Origin of the sequence: Ruminococcus sp. 1001136sp1_2201st1_G3_2201SCRN_220225, from assembly GCF_040924365.1 — a bacterium.
Classification (GTDB): domain Bacteria; phylum Bacillota; class Clostridia; order Lachnospirales; family Lachnospiraceae; genus Blautia_A; species Blautia_A faecis.
On sequence record NZ_JBCOME010000049.1, the window covers coordinates 21,365 to 35,255 of the forward strand.

12 protein-coding genes and 1 pseudogene are annotated in these 13,891 nt (G+C 43.6%); 10 read left to right on the top strand and 3 right to left on the bottom strand.

From position 1 onward, the window contains the following. Positions 1-61: 61 nt before the first annotated feature. Complete coding sequence (locus AB5642_RS14935) at positions 62-1,315, bottom strand: D-alanyl-D-alanine carboxypeptidase family protein (RefSeq protein ID WP_118579657.1); 1,254 nt, start codon at positions 1,313-1,315, stop codon at positions 62-64. A 262-nt stretch (positions 1,316-1,577) separates the two neighbouring features. Here AB5642_RS14935 and AB5642_RS14940 point away from each other — a divergent pair, with 262 nt between their 5' ends. Continuing rightward, positions 1,578-3,446, top strand: a complete 1,869-nt coding sequence (locus tag AB5642_RS14940; RefSeq protein WP_187566224.1) for a glycosyltransferase — start codon at positions 1,578-1,580, stop codon at positions 3,444-3,446. A gap of 9 nt (positions 3,447-3,455) precedes the next feature. Continuing rightward, the gene (locus tag AB5642_RS14945) at positions 3,456-4,412 is read left to right on the top strand and encodes a glycosyltransferase family 2 protein (protein WP_148461724.1); all 957 of its coding nucleotides are present in this window, start codon (positions 3,456-3,458) and stop codon (positions 4,410-4,412) included. Between the two features lie 65 nt (positions 4,413-4,477). On the opposite strand, the pseudogene AB5642_RS14950 reads toward AB5642_RS14945, so the two are convergent. Further along, positions 4,478-4,642: pseudogene (locus AB5642_RS14950) on the bottom strand (DUF6783 domain-containing protein); the annotation flags it as partial. Here AB5642_RS14950 and AB5642_RS14955 point away from each other — a divergent pair. From AB5642_RS14955 to AB5642_RS14990, 8 genes are all read left to right on the top strand, one after another. Beyond that, on the top strand, positions 4,601-4,720 hold the full coding sequence (locus AB5642_RS14955) for a DUF6783 domain-containing protein (protein ID WP_308768472.1): 120 nt from the start codon (positions 4,601-4,603) through the stop codon (positions 4,718-4,720). The pseudogene AB5642_RS14950 and the gene AB5642_RS14955 overlap by 42 nt on opposite strands. A gap of 94 nt (positions 4,721-4,814) precedes the next feature. Next, the gene (locus AB5642_RS14960; RefSeq protein WP_173773109.1) at positions 4,815-6,218 is read left to right on the top strand and encodes an undecaprenyl-phosphate glucose phosphotransferase; all 1,404 of its coding nucleotides are present in this window, start codon (positions 4,815-4,817) and stop codon (positions 6,216-6,218) included. 14 nt (positions 6,219-6,232) lie between these two features. Beyond that, the gene (locus AB5642_RS14965; protein ID WP_173773110.1) at positions 6,233-7,621 is read left to right on the top strand and encodes an LCP family protein; all 1,389 of its coding nucleotides are present in this window, start codon (positions 6,233-6,235) and stop codon (positions 7,619-7,621) included. A gap of 153 nt (positions 7,622-7,774) precedes the next feature. Next, on the top strand, positions 7,775-8,695 hold the full coding sequence (locus AB5642_RS14970; RefSeq protein WP_118579651.1) for a glycosyltransferase family 2 protein: 921 nt from the start codon (positions 7,775-7,777) through the stop codon (positions 8,693-8,695). 216 nt (positions 8,696-8,911) lie between these two features. Next, a complete protein-coding gene (locus AB5642_RS14975; RefSeq protein ID WP_173719289.1) occupies positions 8,912-10,597 on the top strand; it encodes a S1C family serine protease in 1,686 nt (561 codons plus the stop codon). A 164-nt stretch (positions 10,598-10,761) separates the two neighbouring features. Then, complete coding sequence (clpX, locus tag AB5642_RS14980) at positions 10,762-12,195, top strand: ATP-dependent Clp protease ATP-binding subunit ClpX (RefSeq protein ID WP_118579648.1); 1,434 nt, start codon at positions 10,762-10,764, stop codon at positions 12,193-12,195. Between the two features lie 107 nt (positions 12,196-12,302). Beyond that, positions 12,303-12,827, top strand: coding sequence for a zinc ribbon domain-containing protein (locus AB5642_RS14985; protein ID WP_173734899.1), 525 nt, complete (start codon positions 12,303-12,305; stop codon positions 12,825-12,827). A gap of 13 nt (positions 12,828-12,840) precedes the next feature. Then, positions 12,841-13,305 (top strand): signal peptidase II, encoded by a 465-nt coding sequence (locus AB5642_RS14990; RefSeq protein WP_173734898.1) that lies wholly within the window; start codon positions 12,841-12,843, stop codon positions 13,303-13,305. A 37-nt stretch (positions 13,306-13,342) separates the two neighbouring features. Here AB5642_RS14990 and AB5642_RS14995 read toward each other — a convergent pair whose 3' ends face one another. Beyond that, a complete protein-coding gene (locus AB5642_RS14995) occupies positions 13,343-13,591 on the bottom strand; it encodes a helix-turn-helix domain-containing protein (protein ID WP_118579639.1) in 249 nt (82 codons plus the stop codon). Positions 13,592-13,891: the final 300 nt, after the last annotated feature.

The following is a 13,891-nucleotide window of genomic DNA, read 5'->3' on the forward strand; positions in this document are numbered from 1 at the left end:
CAGAACTAATATAAAAACCCAGTCGGGAGAGGAAGATACCCTGTCCTGACTGGGTTTTTTATTAGGATTTTACAATTTTCACGATCCTCCAGATCAAAAGAATCAGAAGAAGTAAGAATACACCGGCAATTACAAAATACGGAATTTCAGTGTGATTATCGGAGTAGTCCTTGGCAGCCTGCATGTGCTGCTGACCTTCCTGGACGGAGGCAGTATCATCAGACTGAACAACTTCAAGGACTGCAGATCCCACAGAAGTGCCGTTAAAAAGGTAGGTGCGGTCAATCTGGTCGCCGTTCTGGGAATCTTCTGTGGTAAGGCTATCGGCACCGGTGCCGGCTGGAACTACTACGTCACCGCCGGAGATAATGCTGAAATCGCTGTCTCCAAGGGATAAAGTTACAAACTGATCAAATCCATAATTGAGAATAGAGGCTGCATCAGGAGCTGTCTGACCGGAAGCACCTTTCAGGACTACGCTGATCAGAGTCATGCCATTTCGCTGGGCTGCACATACCAGTGTACTTCCGGAGGCTTCCGTATAACCTTCCTTACCGCCGATACATCCTTCATAAAATCCGGTGCTGCCAGTATCTGTCATGGTGAATTTGCTGGTCAGGTTACGGGCTGCCGCTTTATTGGTGGCAGGGATCGTGTAGCTGGTGGCTGCTGCGATGGTTCTGAAAGACTCATTCTGGATGGCGGCCTGCATGATCAGCGCCATGTCGTGGGCTGTAGTGTGCTGGTTGTCATCCGGAAGTCCGGTGGGATTCGTGAATACGGTATTGGTACATCCAAGCTCCTGTGCCCGGGTATTCATCTGCTGGACAAAGCCGTCTACAGAACCGCCTACATGCTCTGCAATCTGCAGTGCAATATCATTGGCAGAGGCAACCATAATGGCATACAGGCACTGCTCTACAGTGAAGACCTCGTCAACCTGTGAGGAAATACTGGCACCACCGTCTGTGACACCGGAAACTCCGGTGGCGGTCATGGTAACCTCATCTGTGAGCTGTGTATTTTCAAGAGCCAGAAGACAAGTCATGATCTTGACTGTACTTCCGGGGAAAAGTACTTCATCTGCATTCTTGGAATAGAGAATGGTATTGGTGGTATTCTCCATGACTACAGCCGCTTCAGAAGAAATATCGGAAGCCTGTGGCCATCCGGAAATGGAATTGGTAGATATGGTACCTGATGCTTCAACTGCTGCACTCTGGTCTGCCTCTTCTGCAGATATGGGAACCTGGAAAAGAAGAGATGCAAAAAGACCAAGAGCCAGAAAAACTGAGGTTATCTTTCGCTTTTTCATAGTATAATGAACTCCTGTATTAAAATAAGGGTATCTGCAGTGCTGTCTGTGAACAACATGGTAACACTCTTTCTGACAGTGCAGATACAATTCTGCTGCAAGTATAACATATAGTATATTTTTCCTGTAAAATAGAAAAATATAATACAAATATAATCATATCCTAAAATGTGGTTCAATTCAACCTTTCTTTTACAGCTTCCTTGCAAAATTGTTTCTTCAATGTTAAAATAGGGTCATTATAAAAGCAAAGGATTTTAATATGAGCGATAAAAACGGATCAGAGGGACGGATCCAGTGGTCTCGTTTCTTCAAAAAATTATCTCCTTACATGATCCAGAAGGGACTTTTGTATCTGAAGCATTATGGTCCAAGGGAGTTCTGGATACGGCTGCACGAGCGCTTTGAGCCGGAGGAGATCCCTTATGGTCCCTGGTACGCGGCATATGTGCCGGACCAGACGGTCCTTGACAAACAAAGAAAGAAAAAATTTGCTTACGCACCTCTTATCAGCGTGGTAGTTCCGGCTTATCGTACTCCGGAATTATTTTTGCGGCAGATGATCGATTCACTGGAAGCACAGACCTATGAGGACTGGGAGCTTTGCATTGCCAATGGAAGTCCGGAAGATCAGTCCATGAGAAAAGTGCTGGAAGAATACAGCAGCAGGGACAGGAGAGTACGCTGGCAGGAACTCACTGAGAATAAAGGGATTGCAGAGAACACCAATGCTGCATTTGCCATGGCAAAGGGAGAATTTGTGGGGCTTCTGGATCATGATGATCTTCTTGCGCCAAATGCTCTTTACGAGGTTGTGAATGCACTGAACCAGCATGAGCACGGGGATGCAGTATACACAGATGAGGATAAGGTGACTGCTGAACTGGATGAGCATTTTCAGCCGCACCTGAAGCCAGATTTTAATATTGATCTGCTTCGTTCCAATAACTATATCTGTCACTTTTTTGTTGTGCGGCGGCAGCTTGTAGAAGAAGTGGGCGGATTCCGCAGGGAATTTGACGGAGCACAGGACTATGATTTTATTTTCCGTTGTGTGGAAAAAGCCAGGGAAGTGGTGCATGTACCGGAGATTTTGTACCATTGGCGTACCCACAAGGCATCTACTGCTGATAATCCTGCAAGTAAGATGTACGCTTTTGAAGCAGGCAAACGTGCTATCGAGGCACATCTTGAGAGGACTGGAGTAAAAGGCACTGTAAGCCATACTCCGGATCTTGGATTTTACAGAGTGAAATACCCGGTACAGGGACATCCGCTTGTTTCCATTATCATTCCCAATAAAGACGAGAAGGAAACTCTGGAGAAATGCCTGGAATCTATTAAGAAGAACACACTCTACGACAATTATGAGATCATTATCGTGGAGAATAACAGCACTACAGATGAGATTTTTGATTATTACAGGAAGATTTCAGAGGATCCCAGGATCCATCTGATCTGCTGGAAAAAGGAATTCAACTATTCCGCGATCAACAACTTTGGGGTTAAAAATGCCAGAGGTGAATATCTCCTTTTTCTGAATAATGATGTAACGGTCATTACAGAGGACTGGATGGGAGAAATGCTGGGGGTGTGTCAGCGAAGAGAAGTGGGAGCGGTAGGTGTGAAACTGATCTATCCGGACAATACCATCCAGCACGCAGGCTGTGTGATCGGAATTGGTGGAATTGCAGGTCATATGTTTGTGGATATGCCTGCGGATCGTACCGGATATCTCCACAAGGCGTCTATTTTACAGGATATGAGCGCTGTAACTGCAGCCTGTATGATGATGAAGCGCAGTGCTTTTGACAAAGTGGGCGGCTTCACAGAAGAACTTGCAGTCGCCTTTAACGATGTGGATCTGTGCCTGAAGACTACGAAAGCAGGTTATCTGGTGGTTTATGATCCTTATGCAAGGCTTTACCATATGGAATCCAAGACCCGCGGAGCAGAGAACAATGAGGTGAAAGTCAGACGTTTCCAGCGGGAAATCGAATATATGAGATGTAACTGGATCGATATTCTGAAGAACGGTGATCCCAATTATAATAAGAATCTTTCCCTGACCAAGTGGAATTATTCTTTAAGACCACTTCCGGGCATGACCGGCAAAAAGGAGGAAGACTAAGAAGACATTATGCAGGAAGTATCAGTCATTATTCCCAATTATAATGGGATGGCATATCTGGAGGGTGTGCTTTCAAGCCTGGAGCAGCAGGCGTTTCAGAATTTTGAGACCATTCTGGTGGACAATGGATCCTCAGATGGAAGCGTTGCCTTTGTAATGGGGAACTTTCCCTGGGTACACATTGTGGAGCTGCCAGATAATTTCGGCTTTTCAAGAGCTGTAAATGAGGGGATTTATGCATCACGGACACCTTATGTGCTCCTTTTGAATAACGATACAGAAGTAGATAAGAATTTTGTGGGGGAAATGCTGGCAGCTATAAAGCGTCATAAGAAGGCCTTCTCCTGCAGTGCAAGGATGATCTGTTATCATGACCGGAATAAACTGGATGATGCAGGAAATTATTATTCTGCTCTTGGCTGGGCATATGCCCGGGGCAAAGGAAAGGATATTCATTCCTTTGAGAAGGAAGGGCGGATATTTGCTTCATGCGCTGGCGCAGCTATTTACCGTAAGAAGGTTTTTGAGAAAATCGGATATTTTGATGAAGAGCATTTTGCATATCTGGAAGATATTGATGTGGGCTATCGTGCCAGGATCTTTGGATATGAGAACTGGTATGTGCCAGCTGCACTGGTCTATCATGTAGGCAGCGGAACAAGCGGATCCAGATACAATCAGTTTAAGACCAGATATTCTTCAAGAAATAATATTTATCTGATCTACAAAAATATGCCGGTTCTTCAGATTATTTTGAATCTTCCTTTTCTGGTGCCGGGCTTTGGCATGAAGATCCTGTTTTTTTCCCAGAAGGGAATGGGCAGGGAGTATGTGGCAGGAATCAAAAATGGGTTCCAGATCAGTCATAGAAATAAAAAAGTGAAGTTCCACATGAGAAATCTTGGAAGATACGCCAGAATCCAGCTGGAACTGTGGTGGAATATAATTTACAGATTTATGGTATAAAAAGTTTGTGCAGAAGTGATTCGTTATTATTTCGTAACTATTTTTCGTGTTAATGTATGAAGAATTTATTGCAATTCTGTTTTATCTATTATAAGATAGAGGAAGTCACAGACCGGAGAGTGTTGGAAAAAGGCTTTAGAGCCTGTTTGAAAAAGCATTCCCGCAATCTGCACGCCCCACTTTGCGGTATATTTTGCCCGAATTCGGTTGCCGTAGCCCGCTACGGCGCCCTCATCCGGACAAAATCTCCCACAAATTGTGACGCACATCTTGCAGAAAGCCTTTTTCAAACACGCTCTAAAGCGTAAGATGTGGATGAAACGCGCAGCAGGAACAGGTTTGTGAAGGTTGCTGTGAGTGACAAACCCGGCAACATGTGAAGAAGGGCAGAGGTGGCAGAGATTGATTAAAGATAATCAGAAGAACTTCAGTCGGCTCCATGTCGTTATAGATGCCTGTGTAATTACGTTATCTTATATGTTTGCCTGGGCGCTGAGATTTATCGGACCTTTTGCAGCAAATGCTGTCCGGGCCAGAAGCTTCCAGCAGTATATGTCTGCACTGGTATTTATCCTGCCGGCATATATTCTGCTGTATCATGCGTTTTCACTGTATGAACCAATGCGGATGCAGGGAAGACGTCTTGTGCTGTCTAATATTGTAAAAGCCAATTCTCTTGGTATTCTGATCACTACATTTATTTTGTATACCATTGAAGAAGGCGATATTTCCCGTTCTGTACTGTATATGTTTTATGGAATCTGCATTGTGGCAAGCTGGGGAGCAAGAATGTTTATTTTCTACAGCCTGCGCAAAATGCGAAAGAAAGGACTGAACCAGAAACAGGTAGTGCTGGTTGGGTACAGCCGGGCAGCAGAAGAGTATATTGACCGCATTCAGCAGAACCCTCAGTGGGGATATGTGGTAAGAGGCATTCTGGATGACAATATTACTGCAGGTACCATGTATAAAGGCGTCAAGGTGATCGGAAGAATTGCCAATCTGAACGTGATCCTGCCGGAGAACAGGCTTGACGAGATTGCGATTACACTGGGATTAAGTGAATATTACCGACTGGAGGAGATTGTAGCGCTTTGTGAGAAATCAGGAGTGCATACAAAATTTATTCCGGATTATAATAAGATTATTCCTACGAAACCATATACAGAGGATATTCTGGGACTTCCGGTGATCAATATCCGGTATGTTCCTCTTAGTAATACTTTTAATGCCATGATAAAAAGAATAATGGATATTTGTGGCTCCATTATTGGAATCATTGTGGCGTCGCCGATCATGCTGATACTATGTGCGCTGATAAAGCTCACTTCTCCTGGACCGCTGATCTACCGTCAGGAACGTGTGGGTCTCCATAATCAGACTTTCTGGATGTATAAATTCCGTTCTATGGAGATTCAGCCAGAGGCAGAGGAGAAGAAAGCCTGGACAGTAAAAAATGATCCCAGGGTTACAGCAATCGGCAGATTTATGCGAAGAACCAGCCTTGATGAACTTCCCCAGCTTTTTAATATTTTAAAGGGAGATATGAGTCTGGTAGGGCCAAGACCTGAGAGACCATTTTTTGTGGAAAAGTTCCGTGAAGAGATTCCGAGATATATGGTGAAGCACCAGGTAAGACCCGGGCTGACCGGATGGGCACAGGTAAACGGATACAGAGGTGACACTTCCATCCGCAAGAGGATTGAGTGTGATCTTTACTATATCGAGAACTGGACTGTAGGGCTTGATATCAAGATAATGTTTATGACGATCTTTAAAGGATTCATTAATAAGAATGCGTATTGAGAAAGGAAAGAAAAATGGCAAGACCTGGTAGAAAAAAGAGGACTGCTTTGTTTATTGTGGAAATTATCTGTCTTTTGCTGTTTATTGGCGGATTGTATGTATATGGACAGATTGATTCCAGATTGAACAAGATTGAGACACCTCAGCTGGATGAGAGCAAGATTGTTACGAATGTGACAGCACCACAGATGTCTGGCTATACAACTTATGCACTTTTCGGAATCGACCAGCGTTCCAAGAATGCTGCGCTTGATGCACAGAATAGTGATACCATTATCATTGCAAGTATTAATAATGATACCAAAGAGGTGAAGCTTGCTTCCGTATATCGTGATACTCTTCTGGATATTGGAAATGATACTTACACCAAGGCAAATGCTGCTTACGCATATGGCGGTCCGGAACAGGCCATTTCCATGCTGAATACCATGCTTGATCTGAAAATTTCGGATTATGTAACTGTTAATTTTAATGCAATGGTAGCTGCAATAGATGCACTTGGCGGTCTTGATATTCCTCTTTCCTATGCGGAAATGGTGTTTATGAATGACTATTGTATAGAAACCTCCCAGGAGACTGGCAAAAGCTACACACCAGTAGAACTGCCGGATCCCAAGCCGGAGAACGAGGAGGAAATCCTTGGAACATACCATCTGAATGGTGTACAGTCAGTTTCTTACTGTCGTATCCGTTACACTGCAAGTATGGATATGGGACGTACTGAGCGTCAGCGCCGTGTGATCGGAATGATGGTTGACAAAGCAAAGGCAGCAGGAATTACCACCATTTTTAATATTATGGACGAGGTATTTCCTATGATTTCCACATCTATCACGAAGACTGAGATTCTGAACCTGATTCCGACTTTGATGGGGTATAACATTGCGGATACTACCGGTTTCCCAGCCAAGTACAAATTTGCGGATGTGAAGAAGGCCAGCATGGTTGTTGCAGACACGCTGGAGGATAATGTAAAGGAACTTCATAAGTTTCTGTATGGTGCTGACGAGAATTACCAGCCGTCACAGAACATTGTGGAGGCGAATGCCCGGATCATTGAGCTTGTAGGCGGTGCAGATACCTTGGTTGACCAGTCTCCGATTGCAAGTAATGAAGCAGGAAATTCTTCTGATATTGTATGGCAGGGTGACGGAAGCGGAAACTATGATTACAACGATTATGGTGGAAGCGATTACGACAATAGCTATGACAACAGCTACGACAATAGCTATGACAGCGGAAACGACTATAGTGGAGACTATAGCGGCGATTATAGCGATGGCAGTTATGACAGTGGAAGTGATTCTGGAAGCAGTTACGATAATGGAGGAGACTACAGCGGCGGAGATTATAGTGGAGACAGCTCCGGCGATGGCGGTTTCGAAGATGGAAGCGGATATTGATCAGTAGATAAATATTCCATGATTGAAAATTTAAAGGGACCATCCGAAAGGAAGTGGTCCCTTTTTCGCGAAAAGGATGTGCGCTCTGCCAGCATTGTTACCATATTGCGAAAGTATATTTATTCGTGCAGAACCTGAAAGAGGAGAGATACTATGGAAACAGTTGACGTAATTATTCCTGCATACCGTCCGGGAAAAGAATTTGAGAAGTTGTTGGATTCTCTTTCCACACAGAATTATCCAGTGGAAAAAATTCTTGTTATGAATACAGAAGAGAAATTCTGGAACACGGCCTGGGAGAAAAAATTTCCAAAAGTGGACGTGGTACATTTGAAAAAGGCGGATTTTGACCACGGTGGAACCAGATGCCGGGGAGCAAGACTGTCTGATTCAGATATTATGGTATTTATGACTCAGGATGCAGTTCCGGCAGACAGAAATCTGATTGGAAATCTGATCCGTCCACTGCAGGAAAATTCCAAAGTTGGAGCTGCCTACGCAAGACAGCTGGCTCGGGAGGACTGTGCTTACCTGGAAAAATACACCAGAAGATTTAATTATCCGGAAACTTCTTCTATAAAATGGGAAAAAGATACTGGCATATATGGAATAAAAACTTATTTTTGCTCCAATGTGTGTGCAGCTTATAAGAAAAGTATTTATGAGGAAATTGGCGGTTTTGTAAAAAAAGCTATTTTTAATGAAGACATGATCTATGCAGGAACTATGGCAAAGCGGGGATATGGAATTGCCTATGCTGCAGATGCCTGTGTGATCCATTCACACAATTATTCATGCAGACAGCAGTTTCACCGGAATTTTGATCTGGGTGTTTCCCAGGCAGATCATCCGGAGATTTTTGAGGGAGTACCATCAGAGGGAGAGGGACTTCGCCTTGTGAAAAAGAGCCTGGCTTATCTTATAAAAACAGGGCATATCTGGCTGGTTCCCAAGCTGGCAGGGCAAAGTGGCTTCAAATATATGGGATATTTTCTTGGAAAAAGATATAAAAAGCTGCCGAAAAAGGTGATTTTGTTTTGTACTATGAACCGTGAATATTGGAAAAACGAGTAACTGTTCAGTGTTTTTACAGTTATGCACTTCGTGAATAGGGACTGTGGCTATGAAAGGTGACACTTTTTTTCGTGTCACCTTTTCTTAATGAATCTATCACATTTTCAACACAATTGCTTGCTAAACTTGTATCATAAATAAAAGAAAATGTTACAGAATGCTGCAGATTCCAACGTGAACAGCAGCACTGTTTATGAACATAGAAGGGAGCAGAAAATGAGTGATGAATGGAATTGGGGACAGGAGCCAGAGAAAACGGATGGCAGCTCCCAACAGCCAGAGAATACAGATGAATCCGGATCGGCTGCATCGGATCAGACAGCGGCCCCCGAAGATGAATTGAATGAAAATGTAACTTATCATTACAAATATACCAGCAGCAGAAATTCAGATGGTGCAGGAAGCACAGACAATGGAAATTATTACGCTTCCAGCAACAATTCAGATACTTCCGGAAATTCATCCAAAGACAGCGGTTTTGAGTCCCAATCTTCGGAACCCAGATATGCGCATTATCAGGTTGATGAACAGGAGAAGAAGCCTGAGGAAAAAAAGAAAGGAAGACATCACAGACTTCATAATGATAAGGCAGCATCTTCCGGTTTTGGAAGGAAAGCAGGAAATACTATTACGCTGGCTGTGATTTTTGGTCTGGTGGCAGGTCTGGTATTTCAGGCAGTGAATATGGTGTCGGATAAATATTTTAAGAAAGAAACTCAGACTGCAGTAGGGTCTGCAGAGACACTTACTTCTTCAGCATCTGCCAGTACCACGGCAGAAGAAAGCACAGATGCAGGCGAAGGCATCAATGCAGAAATCGTAGCAAATGAAAAAGGTCCCGTTGCAGGGGTTGCCCAGGCTGCAATGCCCTCAGTCGTGGCAATCACTTCAGTAAGCATGCAGGAAATTCGCAGCTTTTTCGGCTATGGAATGGAATATCCCAGTACAGGAAGCGGTTCTGGTATTATTGTCGGAGAGAATGATGATGAACTTCTCATTGCTACCAACAATCATGTAGTGGAGGGCGCTACTACACTGAGTGTCTGCTTTATCGGAAGTGATGTGGTAAGTGCAGAACAGGAAACTGAGAATTATATAAATGGAAATGGAGACTTGAATATTGATGGTGCAGTTTCCGCAAAGATAAAAGGAACTGACGAGGATACAGACCTTGCGGTGATTGCAGTTGAAAAAAGTGACATTCCGGAAGAAACCATGAGCCAGATTAAAATTGCCCAGCTTGGCAATTCGGATGATCTTGCTGTTGGTGAGCAGGTGGTTGCCATTGGTAATGCACTTGGTTATGGTCAGACTGTAACATCTGGCTGGGTAAGTGCCCTGGATCGCACTGTTCAGTCCGATTCCAATACTTATGAGGAGCTGATCCAGACAGATGCAGCAATCAATCCTGGCAACAGTGGTGGTGCCCTTTTAAATATGCAGGGAGAATTGATTGGAATTAACTGTGCCAAAATTGCATCAAGCAGTATAGAGGGAACCGGATATGCCATTCCGATTTCCAAGGCACAGCCCATTCTGGAAGAACTTATGAATCGTAAGACAAGGGATAAAGTTTCAGATGAGTCACAGATTGGCTATCTGGGAGTTAAATTCGCCGATCTTTCCAGAGAAGCAATCCAGATGTATAATATGCCATCTGGTGCATTTGTTATGGATGTGTATCCGGGAGAGGCAGCAGATAATGCCGGAATCCAGAAAAGCGATATTATTACCAAGCTGGATGGCCAGAAGGTTTCAAGTAAGGCTGATATCAACGATAAGCTTCAGTATTATTCAGCTGGTGAAGAAATCGAAATTGAGGTGGCACGGTTAAATAACGGAGAGTATGAGGAATCGACAGTAACTGTTACATTGAGTGCAAGACCGGATGGTAATCAGTAATATGCAAGGGGAGCTGATAAGGCTCCCCTTTTCACATTTTATAAAAAGTTAATTTCTAAATCAGAGAAAAGTATGGTACAATAAGAAAACAAAAATGATTTTTACATAAGATAGGAAAGACTGCTGGTCAGCCTGATAACAGCAGCAGGAAAGGAAATAATTATATGACTGAACATTTTGACGATGAAAAAGACGAAATCATCGATGGCGATATAACAGAGAAGAACGATGATCACGAAGATGACAGCGATTATGAGAAATTCTGTTTTCTCTGTCATCGTCCGGAGAGCCAGGCAGGCAAAATGATCGAGCTTCCTAACAATATACATATCTGTAATGATTGTATGCAGAAAAGCTTTGACACCATGACCCAGCAGATGAATAACGGACTGAATCTGAACGATCTTCTTAATATGCCTAATGTGAGTATGATCAATCTGGGCAGTATTCAGGATGCAATTCCCCGTCCGAAGAAAGTAAAGAAGAAAAAAGAAGATGCCAGGCCAGAGATTGATCTTAAGAAGATCCCGGCACCACATAAGATCAAGGCAAGCCTTGACGAATATGTAATTGGTCAGGAGAGAGCCAAGAAAGTAATGTCTGTTGCTGTCTATAATCATTATAAGCGTGTGGCTACAGACACTATGGATGAGATTGAGATAGAGAAGTCCAATATGCTGATGATCGGACCTACCGGATGTGGAAAGACCTACCTGGTAAAAACTCTTGCCAGACTTCTGGACGTGCCGCTGGCTATTGCAGATGCTACTTCTCTTACAGAGGCAGGCTATATTGGTGACGATATTGAGAGTGTGATCTCCAAGCTTCTTGCTGCAGCAGATAATGATGTGGAGAAAGCAGAGCATGGGATTGTCTTTATTGATGAGATTGACAAGCTGGCCAAGAAAAAGAACACCAATCAGCGTGATGTAAGCGGTGAAGCGGTTCAGCAGGGACTTTTGAAGCTTCTGGAGGGAAGCGAGGTAGAGGTGCCGGTCGGAGCCAACAGCAAAAATGCCATGGTTCCTATGGTAACGGTAAATACCAGAAATATTCTGTTTATCTGTGGAGGGGCATTCCCGGATCTGGAGAATATTATCAAGGAGAGACTGAATAAGCAGGCATCTATCGGCTTTTACGCAGACCTGAAGGACAAATATGACAATGATCCACATATTCTGGAGAAGGTAACAGTAGATGATATCCGTGCATTTGGCATGATTCCGGAATTTATAGGACGTCTGCCGATTATATATACACTGGACGGACTGAATGAGGATATGTTAGTGCAGATCCTGAAGGAACCGAAGAATGCAATTTTGAAACAGTATCAGAAGCTCCTTGCCCTGGATGAGGTGAAGCTGGATTATGAGGAGGATGCGCTTCACGCGATTGCGGCCAAGGCACTGGAGAAGCATACTGGAGCCAGAGGTCTTCGCGCCATTCTGGAGGAATATATGCTGGATATCATGTATGAGATTCCGAAAGATGACAGTATTGGACAGGTGATCATTACCAGAGAATATATTGAAGGTACAGGCGGTCCGAGAATCCTGCTTCGCGGACAGGAAATTCCCCTGATCGGGATGGCTCAGTAGACAGGGAAACAGGTGTTTCATCACTTTGCAACTGTTCAGGAGACAGCTTTTAGCCGTAAAAGTACTAAATAGTTACAACACTTTTTATATGTAAAGGAGATGGTATTATGGCACGCGATTTTTTTGACGAGTTAAGTGACACAATTACAAGGACAACCAAGGATCTTGGAAAAAAAGCCGGTCAGCTTTATGAGGCGCAGAAGATCAGAAGCAAGATTTCCAGTGAAGAGCAGATGGTACAGAAACTGAAAGCAGACATTGGAAATGTGATCTTTGAAAAGTACAAAGAAGGTGCAGAAGTAGAAGAAGCTCTTAAAGGGTTCTGCGAAGAGATTGAGCAGCATCTGGATATTATTGACGGATATAAGGATGCAGCAGCGGAGATGAAGGGACGGAAAATCTGTCCGGCATGTGGAAAAGCTGTAGACAGAAGTGTCTCCTTTTGTCCATACTGTGGCTCTGTATGCCCGACTCCGGAACCAGAGAAAGCTGAGGGCGATGTGGTGGACACTGAGACTGCAGAACCTGTAGAAGAGACAGAAGAGAAGCAGGCAGAGAATGAGGCAGGTGCAGAGGAAGAAAAGGCCTCAACAGAAGCTGAGAAAAGTGGTCAGGATTTTCCTGGTAAATAAGGAGGCTGCATGTATGCTTTCGCTAACAATTGCCGGCGGAATCTTTCTGCTGGATTATAAGATAAAAGAACATATTGACAGTACCCGCCTTCAGGGAAGCAAAGAAGAAGTGCTGGGAGGCAGACTGCTCCTTCGGAACTGTCACAATAAAGATAAGATTCTTGGTAAGGTAAAAATCGGCAGGGAGAATTGTCAGGAGCTTGCAGCAGCCGGTATGGGCTGTGTGGCAGGAGAATACTGGCACCAGCTTCTCCACGGCGGAAATAAGCTTAGCAGAGCCGGTCTTGCCATGATCCTGGGTGGTGGAATGTCCAACTACACAGACCGTCGAAATAAAGGATATGTTACAGATTATGTGAGCCTGAATGTGAAGAACAAAGAAATTCGTAAGATCGTATTTAATCTGTCTGACGTATGTATTGCTGCAGGTACCATTCTGTGGGCAGCAGGAAATTTATTTTCATATAGGAAAAAATAATCTGAGACAGAAAACAAAAGACACCTGGCACAGTGCGCTAGGTGTCTTTTGTTTTTCGGGAGAGCAGTGAGGGAGGATAAGGCTGCTTTGTATCTGTGCGTTCCAGCAGATAATCTACACTTACATTATAGAAGTCTGCAATTTTGCATAAGACATCAGGAGGAATGATTCTTTCCCCTCGTTCATAACGTGAGTAGGTACGCTGGATCACATTGAGATAGTGAGCCATGTATTTCTGTGTCAGATCATGATCTTCCCGCAGCTCTCTGATTCTTTTGTACGTCATATTTCATTTCTCTGGTGTAAAAGTATAAATAGTATCAGCCGTCAGCCACAGGTGGATAACGGTTGATTTCATTATAAATTGCGGTTCCCCTGGAATAGGTAAAAAGACCAAAATGGACTAAGAACAAATCTCTGTCGGAATCCTAAAGGATACAAAAATATATTTTTTAAATTTTTCAAATTTTTTTGAAAATTAGTGTGTCAAGCGTTTTTGAAAATGTCCCAAAATAATTGAAGTATTAGCCCCGGCTTTTTGCTGGGGCTTGTTAAATTGATTCGTTTCATTCCTCAGGCAATTTTT